At 27.7% G+C, this 23,543-nt stretch carries 23 protein-coding genes and 2 tRNA genes; 15 read left to right on the top strand and 10 right to left on the bottom strand.

From position 1 onward, the window contains the following. Window positions 1-88: 88 nt before the first annotated feature. Both A9758_RS05950 and A9758_RS05945 read right to left on the bottom strand, forming a co-directional pair. Entirely contained in the window at window positions 89-2,608 is a 2,520-nt protein-coding gene (locus A9758_RS05950) for a calcium-translocating P-type ATPase, PMCA-type (RefSeq protein WP_011406784.1), read from the bottom strand. A gap of 8 nt (window positions 2,609-2,616) precedes the next feature. Then, window positions 2,617-3,024 carry a UPF0146 family protein gene (locus A9758_RS05945; RefSeq protein ID WP_011406783.1) on the bottom strand — a complete coding sequence of 136 codons (408 nt, stop codon included), beginning with the start codon at window positions 3,022-3,024 and terminating at the stop codon, window positions 2,617-2,619. Between the two features lie 227 nt (window positions 3,025-3,251). Between A9758_RS05945 and A9758_RS05940 the strand changes: the two genes are divergently transcribed. The 3 genes from A9758_RS05940 (at window position 3,252) to A9758_RS05930 (ending at window position 7,893) form a co-directional block, all read left to right on the top strand. After that, window positions 3,252-5,828: an STT3 domain-containing protein gene (locus A9758_RS05940; protein ID WP_011405971.1), complete on the top strand. Its 2,577-nt coding sequence runs from the start codon at window positions 3,252-3,254 to the stop codon at window positions 5,826-5,828. Between the two features lie 183 nt (window positions 5,829-6,011). Then, complete coding sequence (gene radB, locus A9758_RS05935) at window positions 6,012-6,710, top strand: DNA repair and recombination protein RadB (RefSeq protein WP_011405972.1); 699 nt, start codon at window positions 6,012-6,014, stop codon at window positions 6,708-6,710. A 22-nt stretch (window positions 6,711-6,732) separates the two neighbouring features. Further along, the gene (locus A9758_RS05930; protein ID WP_011405973.1) at window positions 6,733-7,893 is read left to right on the top strand and encodes a pyridoxal phosphate-dependent aminotransferase; all 1,161 of its coding nucleotides are present in this window, start codon (window positions 6,733-6,735) and stop codon (window positions 7,891-7,893) included. Between the two features lie 17 nt (window positions 7,894-7,910). Here A9758_RS05930 and A9758_RS05925 read toward each other — a convergent pair whose 3' ends face one another. Beyond that, on the bottom strand, window positions 7,911-8,213 hold the full coding sequence (locus A9758_RS05925; RefSeq protein WP_011405974.1) for a PRC-barrel domain-containing protein: 303 nt from the start codon (window positions 8,211-8,213) through the stop codon (window positions 7,911-7,913). 128 nt (window positions 8,214-8,341) lie between these two features. On the opposite strand from A9758_RS05925, the gene A9758_RS05920 reads away from it, so the two are divergent. From A9758_RS05920 to A9758_RS05895, 6 genes are all read left to right on the top strand, one after another. Then, on the top strand, window positions 8,342-9,967 hold the full coding sequence (locus A9758_RS05920; protein WP_011405975.1) for a tRNA uridine(34) 5-carboxymethylaminomethyl modification radical SAM/GNAT enzyme Elp3: 1,626 nt from the start codon (window positions 8,342-8,344) through the stop codon (window positions 9,965-9,967). Between the two features lie 148 nt (window positions 9,968-10,115). Further along, window positions 10,116-11,093, top strand: a complete 978-nt coding sequence (locus A9758_RS05915; RefSeq protein ID WP_011405976.1) for a beta-ribofuranosylaminobenzene 5'-phosphate synthase — start codon at window positions 10,116-10,118, stop codon at window positions 11,091-11,093. 11 nt (window positions 11,094-11,104) lie between these two features. Then, the gene (hacB, locus tag A9758_RS05910) at window positions 11,105-11,596 is read left to right on the top strand and encodes a homoaconitase small subunit (RefSeq protein WP_011405977.1); all 492 of its coding nucleotides are present in this window, start codon (window positions 11,105-11,107) and stop codon (window positions 11,594-11,596) included. Between the two features lie 2 nt (window positions 11,597-11,598). Beyond that, window positions 11,599-12,237 (top strand): HVO_0476 family zinc finger protein, encoded by a 639-nt coding sequence (locus tag A9758_RS05905; protein ID WP_011405978.1) that lies wholly within the window; start codon window positions 11,599-11,601, stop codon window positions 12,235-12,237. Between the two features lie 23 nt (window positions 12,238-12,260). Then, entirely contained in the window at window positions 12,261-13,535 is a 1,275-nt protein-coding gene (locus A9758_RS05900; RefSeq protein ID WP_011405979.1) for a tRNA (N(6)-L-threonylcarbamoyladenosine(37)-C(2))-methylthiotransferase, read from the top strand. Window positions 13,536-13,591: 56 nt separating this feature from the next. Continuing rightward, a complete protein-coding gene (locus A9758_RS05895) occupies window positions 13,592-14,344 on the top strand; it encodes a hypothetical protein (protein ID WP_011405980.1) in 753 nt (250 codons plus the stop codon). Window positions 14,345-14,486: 142 nt separating this feature from the next. Here the strand turns inward: A9758_RS05895 and A9758_RS05890 are convergent. After that, window positions 14,487-14,559, bottom strand: a tRNA-Phe gene (locus A9758_RS05890). 21 nt (window positions 14,560-14,580) lie between these two features. Further along, window positions 14,581-14,652, bottom strand: a tRNA-Val gene (locus tag A9758_RS05885). A 143-nt stretch (window positions 14,653-14,795) separates the two neighbouring features. On the opposite strand from A9758_RS05885, the gene A9758_RS05880 reads away from it, so the two are divergent. The 3 genes from A9758_RS05880 (at window position 14,796) to A9758_RS05870 (ending at window position 16,255) form a co-directional block, all read left to right on the top strand. Further along, window positions 14,796-15,266 (top strand): GerW family sporulation protein, encoded by a 471-nt coding sequence (locus tag A9758_RS05880; protein WP_011405981.1) that lies wholly within the window; start codon window positions 14,796-14,798, stop codon window positions 15,264-15,266. 238 nt (window positions 15,267-15,504) lie between these two features. Further along, entirely contained in the window at window positions 15,505-16,023 is a 519-nt protein-coding gene (locus tag A9758_RS05875) for a DUF2953 domain-containing protein (RefSeq protein ID WP_158005522.1), read from the top strand. 4 nt (window positions 16,024-16,027) lie between these two features. Beyond that, complete coding sequence (locus A9758_RS05870) at window positions 16,028-16,255, top strand: hypothetical protein (RefSeq protein WP_011405983.1); 228 nt, start codon at window positions 16,028-16,030, stop codon at window positions 16,253-16,255. A 13-nt stretch (window positions 16,256-16,268) separates the two neighbouring features. Here the strand turns inward: A9758_RS05870 and A9758_RS05865 are convergent, their stop codons facing one another. Beyond that, the gene (locus tag A9758_RS05865) at window positions 16,269-16,475 is read right to left on the bottom strand and encodes a histone family protein (protein WP_011405984.1); all 207 of its coding nucleotides are present in this window, start codon (window positions 16,473-16,475) and stop codon (window positions 16,269-16,271) included. A gap of 345 nt (window positions 16,476-16,820) precedes the next feature. Beyond that, entirely contained in the window at window positions 16,821-18,365 is a 1,545-nt protein-coding gene (tes, locus tag A9758_RS05860) for a tetraether lipid synthase Tes (protein ID WP_011405985.1), read from the bottom strand. A gap of 205 nt (window positions 18,366-18,570) precedes the next feature. Here tes and A9758_RS05855 point away from each other — a divergent pair, with 205 nt between their 5' ends. Continuing rightward, complete coding sequence (locus A9758_RS05855) at window positions 18,571-19,134, top strand: CDP-2,3-bis-(O-geranylgeranyl)-sn-glycerol synthase (RefSeq protein ID WP_011405986.1); 564 nt, start codon at window positions 18,571-18,573, stop codon at window positions 19,132-19,134. A gap of 53 nt (window positions 19,135-19,187) precedes the next feature. Here the strand turns inward: A9758_RS05855 and A9758_RS05850 are convergent, their stop codons facing one another. The 3 genes from A9758_RS05850 to truA are packed head-to-tail and all read right to left on the bottom strand — an operon-like array spanning window position 19,188 to window position 22,087. Then, complete coding sequence (locus tag A9758_RS05850; RefSeq protein WP_011405987.1) at window positions 19,188-20,237, bottom strand: hydantoinase/oxoprolinase family protein; 1,050 nt, start codon at window positions 20,235-20,237, stop codon at window positions 19,188-19,190. A 24-nt stretch (window positions 20,238-20,261) separates the two neighbouring features. Then, window positions 20,262-21,248 (bottom strand): ATP-grasp domain-containing protein, encoded by a 987-nt coding sequence (locus tag A9758_RS05845; RefSeq protein WP_011405988.1) that lies wholly within the window; start codon window positions 21,246-21,248, stop codon window positions 20,262-20,264. 14 nt (window positions 21,249-21,262) lie between these two features. Then, complete coding sequence (gene truA, locus A9758_RS05840) at window positions 21,263-22,087, bottom strand: tRNA pseudouridine(38-40) synthase TruA (RefSeq protein ID WP_011405989.1); 825 nt, start codon at window positions 22,085-22,087, stop codon at window positions 21,263-21,265. A 153-nt stretch (window positions 22,088-22,240) separates the two neighbouring features. On the opposite strand from truA, the gene hisA reads away from it, so the two are divergent. Both hisA and A9758_RS05830 read left to right on the top strand, forming a co-directional pair. Continuing rightward, on the top strand, window positions 22,241-22,954 hold the full coding sequence (gene hisA / locus A9758_RS05835) for a 1-(5-phosphoribosyl)-5-[(5-phosphoribosylamino)methylideneamino]imidazole-4-carboxamide isomerase (RefSeq protein ID WP_011405990.1): 714 nt from the start codon (window positions 22,241-22,243) through the stop codon (window positions 22,952-22,954). 25 nt (window positions 22,955-22,979) lie between these two features. Beyond that, on the top strand, window positions 22,980-23,426 hold the full coding sequence (locus A9758_RS05830; protein ID WP_011405991.1) for an adenylyltransferase/cytidyltransferase family protein: 447 nt from the start codon (window positions 22,980-22,982) through the stop codon (window positions 23,424-23,426). Window positions 23,427-23,543: the final 117 nt, after the last annotated feature.

The following is a 23,543-nucleotide window of genomic DNA, read 5'->3' as shown; positions in this document are numbered from 1 at the left end:
TTAAAAAAATGAGTTTTAGATATATTAATTGATATTTGATGATATTTATAAAAATTTTCTAAAAAAAGGAATATATAAAAGAATTATTTTAAATTACTTTTTTTTCAAATAATCTAATAATCCTTTCTGCAACTATAATTAAAGCTGAAACTATAATTATAGGAATCCAGGACATAATTGGAATAGCTGTTGTTTTAAATATGGTTTGTAGGAATGGTATGTATATTACTAGTAATTGTAATATAAATGATCCTATGACAGCATATTTTAATGTGTTATTTTTCTCTTTACTTTTTGATTTACAATTAAATACATTGAATAATTGATACATTACAAATACAGTAAATGCAATTGTACTTGCAAGTGTATGATTTGAACCTATTGACATTTCATATAAATATAATCCAAGTGTTCCAATAGTCATTACTATACCAATTAATGTAATATGTATTAAATTTGCCTTAGATACTATATCCTCATTATTTGGAGGAGTATTCATGATATTCACATCAGCAGGTTCAACTCCTAATGATTGTGCAGGAGGTCCATCCATTATTATATTTATCCAGAGAAGTTGCACAGGATTAAATGGTATTGGCAGTGATAGAAGTGTAGTAGTTAATATTGTAATTATTGCTGCAATATTTGTTGATAACTGATATTTAAGGAAGCGTTTTATATTAGAATATATTGTACGTCCTTCTTTAATTGCATATATTATTGTTGAGAAGTTATCATCTTGAAGTATCATGTCCCCTGATTCTTTTGCTACATCTGTACCTGAACCCATTGCAACACCAATATTTGCAGTAGTTAATGCAGGTGCATCATTTACACCATCACCAGTCATTGAAACAATTTCATTATTTGTTTTCAGTGCTTTAACAATTCTAACTTTTTGTTCTGGAAATACTCTTGCATATATATTTACATCTTTAACAACCTTCATAAATTCCTCATCTGATAATTTATCTATTTCAGGTCCTGTTAAAGATTTATCAGGATTTTCTATTCCTACTTGTTTACCAATAGCCATAGCAGTATTTTTATGGTCACCAGTAATCATTTTTACTGTTATACCAGCATTTGTACAAGTTTTTATAGCATCAAATACTTCTTTTCTTGGAGGATCCATCATTCCAATTAATCCAACAAATACTAAATCTTCTTCCAATTCTTCTGCAGAATATTTACTATAATCATCAATCTCTTTGTATGCAAGAAGAAGAACTCGCAGTGCTTTATCAGTATACTCAGTTTCTATTTTTTCAATTGTTTTAATTTCTTCAGTTGTGATTTCACTTACTTTATCTTCTTTTCTAATATATTTACACATACTAAGAAGTATTTCAGGTGCACCTTTTATTAGAACATATTCTTTTCCATTGATTTTATTTATAGTTGTCATTCTTTTTCTTGTACTATCAAGTGGTATTTCATGTAATCTTGTTTGTGTTATATTATCACTGTAGTTGTTATTAATAGCATATTCAAGGGCAGATATGTCTGTTGGATCTCCAATTTTTGTATTTTTATCTTTATCAACTTTAGCATTATTACATAATCCAGATATAATATAAGCCATATTTTTGTCTGTAGTGTATGAATCTGTAACTGTGAGTTTGTTATGTGTTAATGTTCCTGTTTTATCAGTACATACTACAGAACAAGAACCTAAAGTTTCAACAGCTAATAATTTTCTAATAATAACATTATTTTTAGCCATTTTTTGCATACCAAGAGCTAATGTTAATGTTAATATTGCAGGTAATCCTTCAGGAATAGCAGCAACAGCTAGTGATACTGCTGTCATAAATGTGTTTGCAACAGGTTGTCCTTGTAACAATTCAAGTACAAATATAATTACACATATGATGATTGCAAGTAATCCAAGAGTTTTTCCAAGTTTATCTATCTTAATTTCAAGTGGTGTTTGTTTATCTCCCTCTTCTTGAATCATAGAGGCTATTTTTCCAATTTCAGTATTCATACCTATTGAAGTAACAAGACCTTTAGCTCTTCCACTTACAACTTGTGTATTCATAAACACCATGTTGTCATGTGAATCATCAGTTACTTCACAATCCACCTTATGTACAGGTAGTGATTCTCCAGTTAATGAGGATTCATCTACTTTAATATCATATGTTTCTATTAAACGTAAATCTGCTGGAATACTATCTCCTTCTTCAAGTATTACTGCATCACCAACAGTTAAATCTTCAGCATTAATTTCTTGTTTATGATTATCTCTTAAAACAATGGTTGTTTTATTTGTCATTGATTTTAGTTTTTCCATTGCATTTTCTGCTTTATTTTCTTGTTTGTATCCAATCACAGCATTGAGTATAACAACTAGAAATATCACTGCTGAATCTATACCATCTCCAATAACTGCAGCAATAATGCCTGCAATTATTAGAAGAATCATCAATGGTTCTGTGAATTGTGAGATGAATTTTTTTAATTCACTTTCTTTTTCTTTTTCTTTCAATGCATTTTTACCATATTTTTCAAGGTTTTTTGTTGCTTTATCTGAAGTTAAACCGTTTTCAGTTGTATTTAATTTCGATATTACTTCGGATTTTGTTAATTTTTCCCATGTCATATGTTATTTCACTCTCTTTTCATAATATAAAAAGCCATACGTTTGTAATTTACTAATTTTAATCTTTGTTGAAAATTAAAATTAATTTCTTCAGTAAATAATGGTTTAATAATAACATCACTATTATATTTATCAGACAATTTAAGTATATCAGGTTGTAATTCTTCAGGAGGTCTTATTGAATAGATTAAATCAGCATCTTCATAGATTTTATCAGTTGGGTTTGTAATATCATCCTTTATAACATCACTGTTACAGGGATATATATCCACTAGATTAATTGTTGTGTTAGGTAAGTGTTTTTTTAGTATGTCACTAGGTTCTGTTATTTTACCCACACCTACTTCAATGATTTTTTTACTATCTTGATAGTTATTTATAATGTACTCTGAAAAATTTTCCCATACTTTACTCATTTAATCACATAACTTGCTTTTATCTTGTTTTATACATGAATTTATTTAAAAAGAATCTATTGTTATTCTTTATTTTTTCATGTAGTAATAAAAAGAATAATCTAAATTAATATAATAATATTCTCGTTAGATACAGTTTATAATCTGAATTAAAGAAATTTATCAAAATTGACAAATAGTATCCTATTATTCTATCTATATTGGAGGTAAAAAAGGAGAATTAACACATGGACAATAAAAATTTAGCAATCAAAATAGCGCCTTTCATAATCGCGATATTACTAGTATTAGCAGTTTTTGCAGTTAGAGCAGAAACAATTAATCTTGGAGGAATCACCAATTCCAGTCAAAAAGCACTATATCAAGATGATAGTGGAATGCCGTATTTTACTGAGATAGACTCATATTATAATTATCGTTTAACTGAGAATTATTTAAAAAATGGACAACTTGGTGATACGGTTGTTAATGGAACGTCATGGGATTCGTTGTCAACGTCTCCTAATGGTCGTGAAGTTAATTATCAACCAGTAATAGTTATATTAGCAGCTTTAGTATATAAATTCGTTAATATGTTTGGATCTGTGTCTTTAACACAGGTAGCATTCTGGCTAGGTCCAATTATAGGATCACTGGCTGTATTACCAGCATTTTATATTGTTAGAAGAGCTACTGGAAATACTTGGGGAGCAATAGTAGCAGGTGTAATTGCAGGAGCAGCACCAGCATACTTCTCACACACATATGGTGGATTTTTTGATACAGATATGTTCAATGTTCTATTGCCGTTAATGATAGTAGTATTCCTAACTGAAAGTGTTTATGCATCAAAACCATTATTTAAGGGTTTATATGCTGGAATAGCATCGTTATTCCTAGGTTTATTTGCTCTGTCATGGAGTGGATATACATACATGGTATTATTAACATTTGGTACATTGATTTTATTCATACCTATTAGCTATATTATGGATAAAAAAGATGGAAAGGATTTATCAAATAAAAAGCAATGGCTTAAAAACAATCCTGCAACATTACCACTTGTAGTATTTATTATACTATCAATAATTATTCTTGCATTAACAGTAGGTTCTTCAATGTTTGAATCAATTACAACTGTTCTTGGTTCAGCAACAAGCTTACAAAGTGCAACTGCAGGTACAGCATATCCTAACGTATATGTATCTGTAGGGGAACTTCAAATTCCACAAGTTATTGATGTAGCAAATCAAAGTGGTGGATTATTCTCATTATTATATGCAGTTGCTGCATTATTCTTAATGGGATATGTATTAAGAAAAAAACCAGTAAACAAAGATAAAAAAGACGAAACTGAAGAAAAAACAGAAACAATTGAGGATAAAAAGCCTAGAAATAGGAGATACACTCCTAAAACTAAAAAAGCTGAAGAAGTTATGCATCATGAAGATGTATTTAAACCAGGAAGATATGAATTAACATCAAAAGAAAAATATAATAACTTATTCCTATATGTTCTTACATTACTTTGGATTCTTGGTATAGCAATAATGTTAACACAAGGTACAAGGTTTATAGAACAATTTGCAGTACCAGTAGCACTGTTATCTGGTCTGTTTGTAGGAATCATGGTTAAATATATCGATTTAAAAACTGAAAATTATTCATATGTAGCATTAATTGCAGCAATACTTGTATTGTTAGCAGTGGTAAGTCCATTATATGCAGATCATTTAGCTTCTTCCCAAGCTGTGGGAAGTACAAACGATGATATGTACAATACATTAACATGGATTAAAGCAAATACATCACAAGACACTGTACTTGCATCTTGGTGGGACTTTGGTCACCTATTCACAGCAGTTGCTGACCGTCAAGTAGTATTTGATGGGGGTTCACAGAATAACATGAGAGCCTATTGGATAGGTAATGCCCTAACATCAACAGATGAGGCAAAATCTGCAGGTATTTTAAGAATGCTTGCAAACAGTGGAGAAGATGCATCTAATACATTAGATTTATATACAAATAATACAGAAAAAACTGTAGAAATATTAAATGCAATTTTACCAATGGATAGAACAGAAGCAAATTCAGCATTAACTGGTACTTATGGCTTATCACAACAAGAAGCTAACTCAGTACTTGATTTAACACATCCTGCAAAAGTAAAACCTGTAAACTTAATATTAAGTTCGGATATGCTTTCAAAAGCAGCATGGTGGTCATACTTTGGTTCATGGGACTTTAAAAACCAAAATTCAACACATTACTCATATTATCCATCTCAAAGTAATATTGAAAACATTAATGGAAGAGAATTTACATTAGGTATGGATAATGGTGTTATAGGAGTAAGTTCACCAACCAATGAAACAAATGGTAGTACAATGACATTTGCATATGTGGATCAATCAAAACTAAATAAAAGTTTAAATATGTCCACACTAGAAGATAAACAACGCATGTCTAAAGAATTATCAGATGGTACTGGAAATACATTACTAAAACCACATAAATTAATTGTTGTAGAAAACAATCAATTAACAGAAAAAATAGTTAACAATAACAGTAACATGTCTATTATGGCTATACATCAAAACGATGGTTCATATTTCACAGTATTATTTGATTCACATTTAGAAGAATCATTATTCACAAAACTATACCTTAAAAGTGGATTAAATGTGACAAGATTCAACATGACACATTCAGAACCAGGAATAAGTGTATGGGATGTATCTGAATATGCAAATACAACTGCCAACAGTACAACAAATTCAAGTACTAATGGTACAAATGTTCAAACAAATACTTCAACTTAAACCCCTCTTTTTTTTTATTTTTATGATTCAAAGACTAGAATAATGTATTGATATATTAATTTTTTAATGAAATTTTGAGCTTGTAAAAAGTAGATACTCTTTTTTTATAAAACTATGATTTAACTATTTATATAATAACTTATAGAATTATTACCAAATGAATAAGGTTATGGAGATATTATTTTGAAGACACTTTCAGACATTTCAGAATCTGTTTTAATTCCTACTAATTCTTCACTGGATAAACTTCTTGGTGGAGGTATAGAAAAAGGATGTATTACTCAGTTTTATGGACCTCCTGGTTCTGGAAAAACTAATATTGCATTGAAAATATTATATGAAGCTACAAAAAATGGATCTAAGGCAATATATATGGATACTGAAGGTGGATTATCTTTAGAGAGAATACAACAAATAGCGGGAACTGATTTTGGTTCTATATCTAAGAATATTTATATTTTAGAGCCAAAATCCTTTGATGAACAAATATTGGATATTCAAAATATTGAAGACATATTAAAAAAAGACAAATCTATTGATATGTTAATAATAGATTCAATAGTAGCATTGTATAGGGTAGAGGATGGAGATCCTTCAGAAATAAATAAGAGATTGGGTCGGCTAATGGCAAAATTATTGAGATTAAGTAGGGAATATAACGTAGCAATTGTTATTACTAATCAAATATATTCTCCATTTGATTCTGATGATTTAATAATAGAACCTATTGGTGGTACAGTTTTAAAATATTGGAGTAAAATAATAATTGAAATAGAAAAAAGTGTAGATTCTCTAAAAAGAACAGCTACATTACAAAGACATAAAACTAAAGCACCAGGTCAATCAATAAAATTTGAGATTATTGATAGAGGAATTATATAATTAAGAAATAGGGAGTAGAATTATGGTTTTTAAAAAGAAGGAAAAAAGAGTTCCAAGTGGATTTAACACAATAAATGAATTCTTTGATTACTTATATAAAAAAGAAGATTTAATTTGGATGGGACAAAATACTAATCATTTACAAAAGGATAAAGGTATAGAAGATGCATTAATTGCTGGAGCTAAAAAAAGAGATTATTGTAAATATCCACCACCTGAAGGTTTTCCAGAACTTAAAGAATTAATTCTTAAAGATTTAGAATTAGATCCTAATTTATTTGATGTACAAGTAACTGCAAGTGCAACAGAATCTCTATATCTTGCTATAAGTACATCATTATATCATGTAACAAATACAATAGCATCAGATCCAGGATATTTAATTATTAATAACTTCTGTAATAGATTTGGAAATCATGTAAAGGAAGTACCAATATATAATGAGGAATGTGGTTATAAATTAACACCAGAACTTATTAAAGAAAATATAGATATGGAAACAAAATTAATTGTATTAATTGATCCATTAAATCCAATAGGAACAGCATATACTAAGGATGAAATAAAAGAAATTGCAGAAATTGCAAAAGAAAATAATATAATTGTATTACATGATATAACATACAAAGACTTTGCAAGAGATCATACTCTTGTTGCAAAATATGCTCCAGAACATACAATTACAATATATAGTTTTTCTAAAATATTTGGAATGGCAGGTTTAAGAATAGGGGCAGTAATTAGTTCTCCAGATTTAATGAGACCAATAAGAGCTAGTGTAATAAACGATCTTGGAACAAATTCATTAGCACAAGAAGCAGGTATAGCAGGACTACATAGTAAATCATCATGGATTGAAGATATAAAAGAAACATGTTTCAAAAATCAAGAACTTATTAAAGAAGCTGTTGATGAAACACCTGGTGCTTTTCTACCAGTATATCCATCAGATGCAAATATGATGGTAATAGATATTTCACAAACTGGTGTTAAACCAGAGGATCTATCAGAGTATCTTCTAGAAGAAAAAAATATCTTTGTAAGAGAAGGAAATTATACAAGTAAACGCTTTGGAGATAGATACATACGTGTAAGTTATTCCATACCTACAAGTGAAGTTATGGAATTTAGGAATGAATTTAAAAATGCAATATTAACATTACAAAGAAAAAATAAAAAATAAGAAAAATAAGGAATTAGTTAAGAAGTATTTCTTTCTTCTAATTCACTTGGATTAACTACTTCTACATCCGGAACTTCTTTAGATTCATTATCCTTTGAAATTTCAGATTTAGATATGTTCAATAATAAATAGTCTCCTACTTCAGAAACCATTTCAGGAGTTATTTTAAAATTAACTTTTCTTAAACTAAGTTCATTAGGATTAATAGTTATTTCAGAAATAGTATTTTCTTTAAGATTAATATCAATATCTTGAATTTTACCAATTTCATTAGCATTATCATCTAATACTTTTTTACCAATTAGTTCCGATATTTTCATGTAGTGTTCCTCTAAATAATTTTTTTTATATAATAATATTGATTTTCTTATTAAAATAATCTTTTGTTTTATTAATTTTTAAATAAATAATTTAATTGTATGACTAATAAAAAGGAGGAGAATAAAAGATGCAGGAAGCGTGTAGATTAATAATAGAAGAAGCATTAAGTAGAAATATAACTACAAAGAAGGATTTAGAAAAACTTAAAATTCAAACATGTAGAGACTTAAAATTAAGTGGCTTCATGAGTAATTCTAAAATTTTACAGTATGCAAAACCAGAAGAATTAGAAAGTTTAAGACCAATTCTAATGAAAAAACCAACACGTACAATTTCTGGTGTTGCAATAGTAGCAGTTATGTGTAGGCCACATAAATGTCCACATGGACGATGTAAATACTGTCCTGAGAGTAGCATTGCTCCTCCAAGTTATACTGGTGAGGAACCTGCAGCTTTACGAGCAAGAATGTTCCATTTTCATCCATATGTTCAAACATTCAACAGATTATATCAACTAAAAAATATTGGTCATTCCATAGATAAGGTGGAATTAATAATAATGGGCGGAACCTTTGCTTCATGTACTCTTGATTATCAGGAATGGTTTGTAACACAATGTTTAAGGGCAATGAATGATTTTGAAACAGTTAGTAAGAAAATACCAGTAAATCAAAGGGAAATCAAAATAATACCTCCAGAGGATTTCCAATACATACATGATGCACAGAAAAATAATGAACATTCAAAGGTAAGATGTATAGGATTAACATTTGAAACAAGACCAGATTATGCTAAAATGGAAGATATTAATAGAATGTTACAATTTGGAGTAACACGTGTTGAATTAGGTGTTCAAACATTATATAATCATATATATAAACGAGTTGATAGAGGTCATAAAATTCAAGATGTAATAGAGGCAAATCAATTATTACGAGATTCTGGAATAAAAGTTGCCATGCATATGATGCCAGGACTTTTATCTTCATTTAGTAGTGATGTTAACATGTTTAAACGTTTATTTAATGAACCATTATTTTCACCAGACATGTTAAAAATCTATCCATGTCTTGTTACAGAGGGCTCAGAATTCTATGATATGTGGAAAAAGGGCGAATATGAACCATACACATCTCAACAAGCAGTGGATTTAATAGTTGAAGTTAAAAAAATTCTACCAAAATGGGTTAGAACAATGAGAATTCAAAGAGATATTCCAGCAACATTAATTGATGCTGGAGTTAAAAAATCAAATCTTGGAGAATTAGTATATAATCGTCTTGAAGAGGAGGATATTCAATGTCAATGTATTAGATGTAGAGAGGTAGGTCATAAAAAGGCACATGGAATAGAACCTGACTATAATAATATAGAATTACTAAGAACAGATTATGATGTAGTAGGTGGACATGAAATATTTTTATCTATAGAAGATGTGGAAAATGATATTTTAATTGGATTTACTCGTTTAAGAATACCATCCAATAGAGTATTTAGGAAGGAAATTACAAGTTCAAGTTCATTGATTAGAGAATTACATGTTTATGGACAAATGCAGAAAATTGGTAAAAATGATGATAATTTATGGCAACATAAAGGTTATGGTGCCCAATTATTAGAAGAAGCTGAAAAAATAGCAAAAGATGAATATAATAAAAATAAAATGCTAATAATTAGTGGAATTGGTGTAAGAGATTATTATCGTAAATTTGGATATTATAAGGATGGTCCATACATGTCTAAATTCATTTAATTATTCCTTTTCTTTTTATTATTCTCTTTTTATTAAATTACTTATTTATCTATTCTTGAAAAAATAATAAATAGTATAAATAATAATTCATAAAGATAAATATAGTTTAAAAATATTTAAAAACATACTTTTTATAGGTTGTATTATTTTGGAAATAGAAACTTCTGCAAGATTACATTTATCATTAATTGATCTTAATGGATCTGAGGGTAGAATTGATGGTGGTATTGGTATAACACTAAAGAATCCATCATTAATATTAGAGTGTGACTTCAATGATTCTCAAACAGAAATATTATTTGAAGACACAAGATATAGTTATGTGGATGAATATAAATCAAAGATATTAACTGCTTGTAATAATATGCAGGAATATCTTGGAATTAATAATTCCTATAGATTTAGAGTAAAAAAAATCTATCCAATACATCATGGTCTAGGATTGGGAACACAATTACTACTTTCAACTGGACAATTAGTTGCTAAGATTAATGGTGTTGATTTAGATGTTTTTGAAATAGCAAAGATAGTACAACGTGGTGGAACAAGTGGTATTGGAGTACATTCCTTTAATCATGGTGGTTTAATTATTGATGGTGGACATAAAAAAAATATTAAAAAGGATTTTCTTCCATCATCAGCATCGCATGTAGCACCACCACCACTTTTAGTAAGATATGATTTTCCAGAGGATTGGAATATATTAATTGCAACACCTAATTTTAATCAAGGAGTTTCAGGAAGTAGAGAAGTTAATATTTTCCAAGAGTATTCTCCAATAAATTTACATGATGTTGAAAGAATATGTTATATTACTTTAATGAAATTAATGCCAGCAGTATTAGAAAAGGACATTGTAAGTTTTGGTGATGCTATAAATAAGATTCAAACAATAGGATTTAAGAAAATAGAACGGAATCTACAATCACAAAAAGTTAACAATATCATAGAATACATGCTTGATAATGGTATTGAAGGTGCAGGTATGAGTTCATTTGGTCCTACATGTTTTGGTATAACTGATACGAATGTTAAAAGTATGAAAAAAGATCTTCAGGATTTAATGGGTAATGATAGTTTTATAAAAATTACAAATGGAAAAAATGAAGGTTCAAAAATAAGATAGGAGGAAGATTTATGGATAGTATGAAAGGAAAAGTATGGACATTTAGAGATTGTATAGATACTGATGTAATTATTGCTGGAAGATATTTAAGAACATTTAATCCAGAAGATTTAGCAGCACATGTAATGGAAGCTGAAGATCCAGAATTTTCAAGTAAAGTTGGAAAGGGAGATATAATTGTTGGTGGATGGAATTTTGGTTGTGGATCTTCAAGGGAACAGGCACCAGTTGCAATAAAGACAGCAGGAGTATCAGCAGTAATAGCTAAATCATTTGCCAGAATTTTTTATAGAAATGCTATTAATATTGGCTTACCTGTTATAACAGCAGATATTGAAGTGGATGAAGGGGATATTTTAGAAGTAAATATTGAAGATGGAATTATTATAAATGAAACAACTAAAAAAACATTTAAAATTAAGCCATTTGATGCTGAAATGTTGGATATTTTAGAAAATGGTGGTCTTGTTAATCAATATTTAAAAAATAAGAAGGAGGTATAGTTATGGTTTGTCCAGTTTGTGGTGAAGATGAATATGAAATATTAAAGGCTAATGGAAAAAATAATAGACAATTACTAGTTAAATGTGATGAATGTGGACACATATATCATGAAACTGCTCCAGAGGAAGCGCATGAAGTGAAAGTACGTGTTATAATCAGTGAATTTGAAAGATCATGGAAAACTACCATTGATTTATATTCTGATGAATATTTAGAAGTGGGTACTTTATTATATCTTGATGGTAAGGATGTGGAAGTGACTTCTATTGAAAATAATGAGGGAAATAGATGTTATGAATGTCCTGTTATTGATATTAAAACAATATGGGCAAAATCATTAGATACACCTGCACGTATAGGTTTATCAATAGATAATCATGGTACTGTTTTATCTCATAAAATTGAAATTGAAAGGGAATTTACCTTTGCTATAGATGATGTTGGGGAAGTTAATGGTTTAAAATTTAGAATATATGCTTTTAAAACATTGGAAAGAAATATGAGAACGGGTTTTGCTTATGCTAAGGTAATTAAAAGAGTATATGGTAGGTTATTACCACGTAATGATAAATCTAAAGTTAAATATGATTTATCTGAGTATGTTATTAAAACAACAATTAAAGAAAAAGATTATAATTAAAATTTAATATTTTTTGTGATAACATGAAAATATATTTAGAAACACATGGATGTACATTTAATCAAGCAGATACTGATATTATGGCTAATATCTTAGCTAAGAAGTATGATATTGTTTATGATGTAGAAGAAGCTGATGTAATTATACTAAATACATGTTATGTAAAACTTCCTACTGAACAGAAGATGATTACTAAAATTCGTAAATATAAAACCGAGTTTCCAGATAAGAAATTAATTATTGGGGGATGTATGGTTGAAGTTGATGATAAGAGACTTGAAAAATTTGCTGGTGATGATTGCTGGATTGGACCACATAAACTTGATAAAGTGGATGAGGTGGTTGAAAAAGCAATAAATGGTGAAGTAGTACATGAATATGGAAAAACTAGGGCTATTAAAGCTGGTAAGGGTAAAAAAAATTCTGAAAGTTTGGTTCATATTCTTCAAATTTGTGAAGGATGTAATGGTCAATGTACCTTTTGTTGTACAAGAATAGCTCGTGGTTTTTTAATAAGTTATCCAATTGATGTTATTGTTGAGGAAGCAAAAGATGCAGTTGAACATGGCTGTAAAGAATTACAAGTCACTGCTCAGGATACTGCATGTTTTGGTATGGATACTGGTGAATCCTTTGCTGATTTACTAAATAAGTTAGGTGCAATTGAGGGTGATTTTCGTATTCGTGTAGGTATGATGAATCCACAAAGTATTAAAAATCAATTACATGAAGTAATAGATGCATTTAAAAATAATGATAAGATATTTAACTTTGTACATCTACCAATACAATCAGGTAGTCCTAAGGTATTAAAAGAAATGAATAGAAAACATACACTAGATGAATATAAATACATACTTAATGAATTTAGAAAAGAAATTCCTCAAATGTCTCTTGCCACTGATATTATAGTTGGTTATCCAACAGAAACTGAAGAAGACTTTAATCAAACACTAGAATTACTTAAAGAAATAAAACCTGATATTGTACATATATCAAAGTATATGCACAGGCCTGGTGCAAAATCAAATCATCTTAAAGAAATTGATCATAATATTATGAAGAATAGATCACATAGAGTAAATCAAGTAAAAACAGAGGTCATGCTAGAGAAAAATAAAGAATATGAAAATACCATTCAAAATGTTTTAATTACATCTAAGGGATCCTCTGGTGGATATGTTGGCTACACTGATTCATATAAAAATGTAATAGTGGATGAAGCTGAAATTGGTTCATTTATGGATGTAAAAATAATTGAAGGTAAAAGAACATATCTCTTAGCACAAAGAATATAATATGTATAATTAATTAAAAGAGTAAATAAATAAAAAAATAGAAAAGATTTGATATTATGAATTATATAGTATGTCGAAATTGTAAAAGAGTTATTGAGGTTAAGGAAAATACTCCATTAGTCTTTGATAAATGTGAAAATTGTGGACATACCCTTGAATTTGCAGCTGATAATCGTGACTTACAATTTATATTAAATGATGTAGAAGTACCAAAAATAGCATACCATAAAATATGTGCTAAATGTAAATCATTGAATCCACGTGAAACTGGTGCTTGCCTATTCTGTGGATCTACAAGTTTTAAGTATCAATATGATTTAGATAGTTTAAATAAGTATAAAAATAGTTTAAATTTGAATCAGATGCAAATGACAAACATGTCTGATAATTATCAACAATCAATTTCAAATAATTGGCTTTATAGAATATTAGCTTTAATACTTGGAATAATTGATTTTTTCTTTGTTGTTATGATTGGACTTGGTTTAATTATAGGTGATGGTCCACTACCAACAGATTCTATGGCATTTATTATGCAACATTTTAATATGATGATGATTGTGTTAATAGTGGCACTATTTGTTTCAGGTTTTCTTTCAATTTTCATATTACCAAAAATGAAATATAAAGATTCATTCATGTTATCAGGATTACTTGGACTTATTATTGGATTAATCACAATAATAACAACTACTGATATATTAGTAATTATACCATCAATGGTATTGTGTGCTATAATAACTGGAATTGGTGGATTAGTTGCACAATTTATTGTTCATAAAATAATTGGAAGATTTTTTGGCAGATAAAAACTGCTATTAATCTATTTATCTTTTTTTGTAGAATTATTAAAATAGCTTTTTTAAATGTGTGCATACTAATACACTTTATACTATAGACTTAATTAAATTATTTTTTTTAATGTTAGAAATAGTAATATTATTTAAAATATGCCGTGGGCCGGACTTGAACCAGCGACATCCAGATCTTCAGTCTGGCGTTCTCCCAACTGAACTACCACGGCAATTAAAATTAGAATTTAATATGGGCCGAACGAGATTCGAACTCGTGATCCCCTCCACGTCAAGGAGGTATCATACCTCTAGACCACCGGCCCAGAAATATATTTTTCAATACTTATTTATAAATTATTTATTCTCTATTATATATACTTTTCTATCCATGATTATTTAAAGAAGTTATTATAGATTAATTACTATATTCTAAATGAATAATAAAACAATTTAAAAGGAGATTAGTATGGATTTAGATAGCACAATAGAAAAAACCATAAGTCAAATTCAAAAACTTATGAATGCTAATAGTATTGCAGGTAATCCAATACCTGCTGGTGATAGAATTATTATTCCTATCTCAAAAACAGCACTAGGTTTTGGTGTAGGTGTAGCTTCTAATGCTAAAAAAGATGAAGATTCTGCTTTAGGTGGGGCTGGTGGTGGAGGTTCTATTGATCCTATAGCATTGCTTGTAGTATATAATGATGTTCCGGGACCAGAGGGTGTTGAAATATTACCATTAGATAACATGGGAACTCCACTTGAAGATTTACTTTTAGGTGCAGGAAAAGCTTTAACAGGATTTTTAGGAAATAAATCAGGTAAATCTGATGAAGGTAAATCTAGTGAAACTAATATTAATAAAATCAAAACTAAAATAAAACCAAAAAGTACTGAAAGTACTAAATCTACTCAGAAAAAAGATACTAATTAAGTATTCTTTTAATTTTTTTTAAATATTTTTTTAAGTAATTTCTAGGGCTAAATTTATGATTCTTCAAATTATATTTATGTTGTTATTAATTGTAATTTTATTAATATTCATATTCTTTTTGAAGCCATTGGGTGTATATTTATCATTTCATAGAAATAATCAAGCTTTGAATGGTGAAATAATAATTACACATTATTTTTTAAAGTTAAGATATGTTTTTGAAAAGAAAGCTTTAGATGTGTTTGTAATATGGAAATCAAGGAATTTTCTACTTAGAACTATAAATTTAGATTCTATAGATGAAAATAATTCTAATGATAATAATGATGGTGATGAGGATAAAGGGGAAGATAACACTGATGAATATGAAGATGAATTTTCAAGTAATTTATTAGAAAATGCTAAAGAAATATATCCAACACTAAAAGCATCTACATCAGATTTATATAAAATTGTAGTTTTAATTGTAACTTTATGTAAATTTAAGGAAAGTAACATTAAATTAGATTTTGGTTTGAAAAATAATAATTTAACAATAAAGATTTGTAATATTTTATGGGCTATAACAGCACCATTATATCCTTTTGATATTCATATTCTAATAACACCTGTTATAAATAAGGCTGTTGTTAATTTTGATTGTGAAGTTTCATTTGATATTATAATAATGAATATACTACGAATAATATTCAAGATAATTACAAGTATAAATATATTAAAATTAATAATAAAAATAATTAAAATCGCACGTAGGTGATTAAATGTCAATTACTAAAAAATATTTTATTGATCCTATAATAATCAATAATAGAAAGATATATCCCTATGTAAAATTAGATGTGGATGTTATTGGTAGTGGATTTTTAAGTCTAGATTATGAAGTTATTGCTTTTAAAATAATTGAGAAAAGTGAGATATTTTTTAAAAATGTTTCTATGTCTGATAATGAGTTTAATAACTTCAAAAAAAAATTTATAGAAAATAAATAAGTATTTATTTTACTTATAATTCTTTGTAAGCGATACTTATATCTTCTGCTTTTAAAGTTTTTCTTCCATTTTCTTCAGCATTATTTAATGCTAATTTAGCAAGTTCTTCTGCAGTATCTTCTAAAAATGCAGATAATTCAACTTTAGCATCTTCACTTACTCTTTCTGCACCACCGTTTTTTATAATTCTACCTAATGGTGTTAAGGGTAATTCGGACATATATAGTTACCTCCTTTTCAATATTAAATAAAAAAATTTATCTATTGTTGTATTTTTTTAATAGTATAACATAAAAGTGGTATTTCATAAAATTTTTTTTGAAGATATTTCTTATTTTTTTTTAGAAATACAGTATATGTTATGATTTATTATCTTTTAAATACTCTATTTATGTTAAGTAATATAATATTGTTTTTATTTAAAACTTTCTAATTTTTTTTTAAATCATTAATTTTATTTATTTTATTCTTTTTGAAAAATATTATGTTGATTATTTAAGGTTATCTAAAAGTCATTAATTTTATAAATTTTAAAAAAAGATATTAAAAGAATTGGATTTTAATTTCAATGTTCTTTTTTGGCTTTATTAATGTTTTTGATAATTTCTCTAGCTCTATCTGAATTTAAAGGTATGTTAAATTTAGATTCTACACTTTCTCTGTAAATATTGTTCATTGAACAAAATGGGATAATTCTACCATCTGGTGTAGCATAATGAATTACACATCGACTTACTCTATCTTGATCAAAGTTAAATGGATCCATAAAGTGCATACAGGATATAAGTAGAGCATTCATATGGAAATCACCTAATGCAAGATAATCTTGTTTTATGAATATATTTTTTAATAAATCAATAATATCTATATAGCTTGGTGTTTCATCAGTATCAATAGTTTTAGGTAGATTTTTTAGAGCTTTAGCTAGTGTTTTTGTTTTTGAGTATTTTGTGTTTTTCTCAATACCTGGAATACTATCTTCAATTAATTTCATGAATTTATCAACGTTAATAAAGTCTGTGATAGGAATTATTTCACCATTATCTTCCTTAAATACATAAGTTCCAACACCACAATGTTCATGACAGGTTAATGTAACTTCATCTTCTTCATTATTCATAGCAGCAATTAATTCAGAAATTGGAGCTACAGTAGCTGCAGGATAGAATGCTTCTTTTTTAATTTTTCCATTTGTTTGTTTTTCAACATCATTGACAAGATCATCAATTGTTATACGTTGTTGTTCTACTTTATCAGAGGGTGTACGTCCTGCAAATGATACTGGTTGGAAGTTAACTCCACGAATAACATCAATATTATCCAATGCAAATTGAATAATATCTCCAATTTGATCATCATTTATTCCTTTAACAAGTGTAGGTACTAATACAACACCAAGTCCTACTTTTCTACAATTTTCAATAGCTTCTATTTTTTTATCTAGAATATTAGCATTTCTAGTTTTTATGTATGGTTCTTCAGTAACTCCATCAAATTGTAAATAAACAGTATTTAGTCCTACATCTTTAAGTTCTTTAGCTAAATTTTCATTGTTAGCAAGTTCAATTCCATTTGTTGCAATTTGAGTATGTGTAAATCCTTCTTCTTTAGCTATTTTAATGAGTTCTACAATATCACTTCGAACAGTAGGTTCTCCTCCAGAAAATTGTATTGCTGGTGTAGCAACTGGTTGATTTTTTCTTAAATTTTTAAGCATTCCTCTAATTTCATCTTGAGTAGGTTCATATAATGTACCAGAAGCAGCAGCATTAGCAAAACATATTGGACAGGTTAGATTACATCTATTTGTCACATCAATTAAACCAAGTATTGTTTGACTTTTATGTTGGTTACATAATCCACAATTAGATGGACATTCTCCATTTTCAGCATCTTTAAGATTTTTTAATCTGTGTGGTTCTGGTTCATAGGCTAATGTTTTTTCAAATAATTTAGCATCATGCCAATAGGTATTTTTAAAAGTTCCATGTTCAGAGCATGTTTTTTCAATAAAAATCTTATTATCTTCAGAATAAACTTCAGCATCTAATATTTTTAAACAGTTTGGACATAAGCTTTTAGTTTTAGAAATTGTTGATATTCTAAACACTCCCCTTTATTTTTTTTTTAAATTCTCTCTATTAATTATAATAATTTGTTTTTTATATTTAAAGTATTTATTTAACTATAATAATCATTATTAATTATATTGATTAGGTATAATTATATATTGCTTATATTTATGGAAATTACATATATTATAATAATAGTAAAATTATAAGTATAAATATAATTACAAAATTCTGAGGTTTATTATGGATATTTTAACTTTAATTTTTTATTCAATATATTTAATGATTCCAGCATATCTTGCTAATGGTTCTGCATTAGTGTTTGGTGGTGGAACTCCTATGGATTTTGGTCATTATTGCTGGGATAATCGTAGATTAATTGGTAATGGTGTCACATGGAGAGGTACTGTTTGTGGTGGCTTGTTTGGAATGGTTATTGGAGGTATTTTAGGACTTCTAGCAACTTATGGTATTGGAAGTTATTTTTTTAATATAACTGCCTCACAAATAACATTCATGTCTGGGTTTGTACCTCAAGGATTATTGGTTGGCTTTTTATTAGGTTTTGGTGCACTTATTGGTGATGCTATTGGTAGCTTTTTAAAAAGAAGATTGAATTTTGAACGTGGAAAACCAGTACCATTACTAGATCAGTTAGACTTTGTTGTTGTTTCATTATTATTTGTTTCAACAGTTGTTAGTCTAAGTTTGGAAATGATTGTAATAATCATACTTGTAAGTATCTTTTTACATCTTGGTGCAAATATGTTTGCATATATGATTAATTTAAAAGATGTATGGTATTAAGAAATAAAAATAATGAGAAAAGGATTGATTAGATTCAATCAAATCATTTTTTTTTAAATGTATTGTATTAATGGAAAATCTTGTGAAATATATTCTTCCACATACATTTGTATGGCGCCTATTGTTGTTATAATACTTGTGGCTTCTTTTGAAATATATTCATCAATATTAATAATATTTAATCCCAATTGTTTTGCAGCATTTTTACAAATATTTCCATGACCAAAATCAGATATTACTACAGTATCAAGTCCAGTTTTTTCAACAACTTTTATTAATCCCGTTAATACTTGATTTACTTGTTTTTTGTATATGTATTGTGCCATGTTGTTGATTGTTTCATCTGTTAATGAGTCTAAATCAGCACAAACAAGTCTACTTAATCTTCTTTTACATGAAACAATGTCTTTATCCTTATTATCTGGAGTATTGCATGTATATTCTTCTTGGGTAATATTTCCAAGTATTCTATGAACATCGGCTGTTATTGTAAATAATTCACTACTTACAGAAGTATCTATATTATATATAGGAATACTATGAACAATTGTTGCAATATTTGTACGTAACATTCCTGTATACACTAATTCACCAGAACCTAATCTTTCAACATCTGTATGTTTTGCAATGTTTTGTTTATTTATTATTGGAATAATATCTGTTGTAGTTGTACCCATATCCATAAAAATACAGTTATTTTTTATGTATTTTATTGCATTGGATGTACCTACCCAGTTAGCTGCAGCTGCATTTAATGGATTTTCAAGAATATCATCATATGATTTAAGTCCATCAAATGTTACAAATTTAACTATTTTATCATTAAATATAGTCATTACTTTTTTAGATATGTCTAGAACACCTTCTGTTTTACTCTCATATGAATCTGCTAATTCTGCAGTCATTGTTACACAAACTACATCAATACTATCTAAATCATCTTGTGATAGTTTTAAAAGACATTCTGGTAATTTATCATTTTCAATCCACATTGGAAGATATTCTTTTGATTTTTTAATAGATTTTATTTGTTTTTCATCGTTTATTTCTATGATAGCACAATCTGTATTTGCTCCACCAATATCTAATCCCATTATTTTCATAGTTTCATCTTCATTACTTTTTTGTTATTTATAGAATGTTCCATTATTATTTATTGTAATTTCTCTTTTTTTATCAGCCAATAGAAGTTCTATTATTGTTTGTGTTAAATTTACATTAACAATATTATGCAGTACTATATATGGAGTTGTAATGCGTGAATTTATTTCAACAAAATATATTTCATTCTTACTTATAATATAATCAATACCAATAAATCCATATAAACCATTGATACTTTTTATAATATCTTTTGAAATATCAATGATTCTTTCTTTAAGTGGATGTTCTATGGGAGTTTTACAACCCATGTATTTTATCTGATTTTTACTCTCAGTAATTTCCTGTGAATTAATACTGATACATTTAATGTATTTGTTATTACATATTGCACTTATACTGATGGGTGTTCCAACTATGTATTGTTGTATTATTGCAGTTTTTATGGAATGTTCTTCATATGTTGTAATTATTTTTTTTAATTCTTCTGTGTTATGTATGTGGTATATTAGATTAGATGATGTTTTATCATCAGGTTTAATTATACTATCTTTTAAATCTATGTGTTTATTGATATAATCATAATCTGTCATTGAAACATCTATTTTAAACGATGGTATTTTTCTTATATTCGATGGAACTTCCATGTATGTTTTATATTTGCTACTACATATATAGGAAGCATTACTTGTTGGTCCAATTAAAAAAACATCATTTTTTTCTAAGATACAAGTAATGTTGTACTGAATTAAATCATCCTCAGGAGCAATAAAAATACAACAATCATAATTAGAACAATTATTATCTAACCACTCACATAAATCACAATCAATATAAATAACATTAGAATGGGGATATATGTCTATTTTTAAATTTTTATTGAGAAGATATGTAACATCATACTCTTTTATACCATCTAAATCAGAGAGAAGACTTTTTAACATGTTAAGTCCCTCTGATATAAGATTATCCTCAAATATTACAGTTGAATACTCAAATACAAGTACTTTCATAATAAACACTTAAATTATTTTTTCAATATTTTAATTAACCTACAATCAGCCTTTTTTTCCTGTTCATGTAACATATATTCCTTTTTTAAAAATTCAACAAGTTTGTTTTTTGCATATTCCGAATCCTTAAATTTAATATTTTTATACTCCATGTCACTTAATATTAATCCATTAGCAGGTGCTGGTTGTAATCTAATAAATTGTCTTAATTCTTTAGGTTTTAATAATTCATTAATATCATTAATATCTAGTTTACCATAACCAACTTCCATAATGGATGTAACCATTTTACGAACCATATTCCAAAGAAAACTCTCACCTACAATAGTAAATATAAGAACATCTTCGTCTACTTCTAGATTAACATCAATTATTTTTCTATTGGGATTTTTTTCATTTCTTTTAGAAAAATTTCTAAAATTATGTTTTCCAATAAAAGATTCCATTGCAACATGCATCTTAGTAATATCTAAATTCTTCTTTTCAAAGGGACTAATGGGTTGAATATATGTGTATGTTCTAGTTAGGGGAAATCTAACCTTAAAACCATATGGAACACGAGCTTCTCCAATAATCTTTATATCATCAGGTAATAGGCCATTTAATTGATTTATATGAATATCTTCATCTGTAATAAATGAAATAACATTTCCAGTAGAATGAACTCCCTTATCTGTTCTACCAGCTACAGAATAATGGGCAGTCCATGTATCTTCAATAATATTTGTTTCCTTAAAAACTCTAAGTAATTCACCTTCAACTGTTCTATAATTTGGTTGTCTTTGGTATCCATGAAAATTAGAACCAATATAAGCTATTTTTAATGCAACTCGTCTCATATAATAACAAACTCTACTTATTTTTTCTATATATGTATATGTAAAATATTCTTTAAGTTTTTTATCAACATATTAAACGTTAATAACATAATATATTAAACATATAAATTTAAAATAATTAGAACTTTTTTATAAAAAAATGAGTTGAATATAATGATTATAATACCAGCAGTAGATATTAAAAATGGGAAATGTGTACAGTTAGTACAAGGAGAACCTGGAACAGAACAAGTAGTAATTGAAAATCCTGCAGAAGTAGCAAAACAATGGGAACAAAAGGGAGCAAAAAAATTACATATTGTTGATTTAGATGGTGCACTAGGTAGTGGAAGAAATCTTTCAATAGTCAAAGAAATAATAGAAAAAACAAAGTCTCCTATTCAATTGGGTGGAGGAATAAGATCCGTTAGTGATGCAAAGAAATTACTTGAAATTGGAGTTAACACTGTAATAATAGGTACAATGGCAATTAAAAATCCAGAAATAATCAAGGAATTATCTAGTGAATATGGTTGTGAAAGAATCTGTGTTTCTTTAGATAGTAAAAACAACAAAGTAGTAACACATGGCTGGAAAGAATCTACAGATAAAACACCAATTGAATATGCTAAATTATTTGAAAAAATGGGTGCAGGTTCAATACTATTTACAAATGTGGATGTTGAAGGGTTATTAAATGGAATAAATCTTGAACCTATAAAAGAATTATTAAATAATGTCTCTATTCCAATAATATATTCTGGTGGTATAACTTCTGTTGATGATTTAAAAGTTTTATCAGATATTGGAGTAGATTATGTTGTAATTGGTTCTGCATTATACAAAGGATTAATAACATTAGAAGATGCTTTAAAATATCAAAAATAGATTAGGGGGTATTTAAATTAAAGTTATGGCTTCAGGAACATTTGATATAATACATCCAGGTCATGGTTTTTACTTATCAGAATCAAAAAAACTTGGTGGAGATAATGCAATTTTAATGGTTGTTGTTGCAACAGATAAAACAGTTAAAAATCATAAACGAGTACCTATTGTGGGTGAAAAACAACGGTGTGAAATGGTATCTATGTTAAAAGGTGTTGATGAAGCATATGTTGGGGATGAAAAAGATCCTTTTAAAATAGTTAAAGAAAAAAAGCCAGACATAATAACGATAGGTCCTGATCAAAACTTCAATCCAGACTCATTACACAAATCTCTTCTAAAAAAGGGATTAGACATAAAAGTTGTTAAAATAAATGATTATAAAAAATTTGAATTAGATAGTAGTTGTAAAATTATACGTAAAATAAAACAAACAGATTTTGATATGGATTATTTGGAAAATTGCCAATAGTGAATATATAAAATTTAATGAGTATATTGATGTTATTTCTTTTAATATGTCATTTAGGTGGATATGGGAATAGAATATTTTTTGATTATTTGGGTATATTAATTAGTATAATAAATC

The sequence above is a fragment of the Methanosphaera sp. A6 genome (assembly GCF_001729395.1).
Taxonomy (GTDB): Archaea; Methanobacteriota; Methanobacteria; order Methanobacteriales; family Methanobacteriaceae; genus Methanosphaera; species Methanosphaera stadtmanae.
Note: the sequence above shows the minus strand (reverse complement) of the source record. Positions and strands in the feature narration are given on the sequence as shown.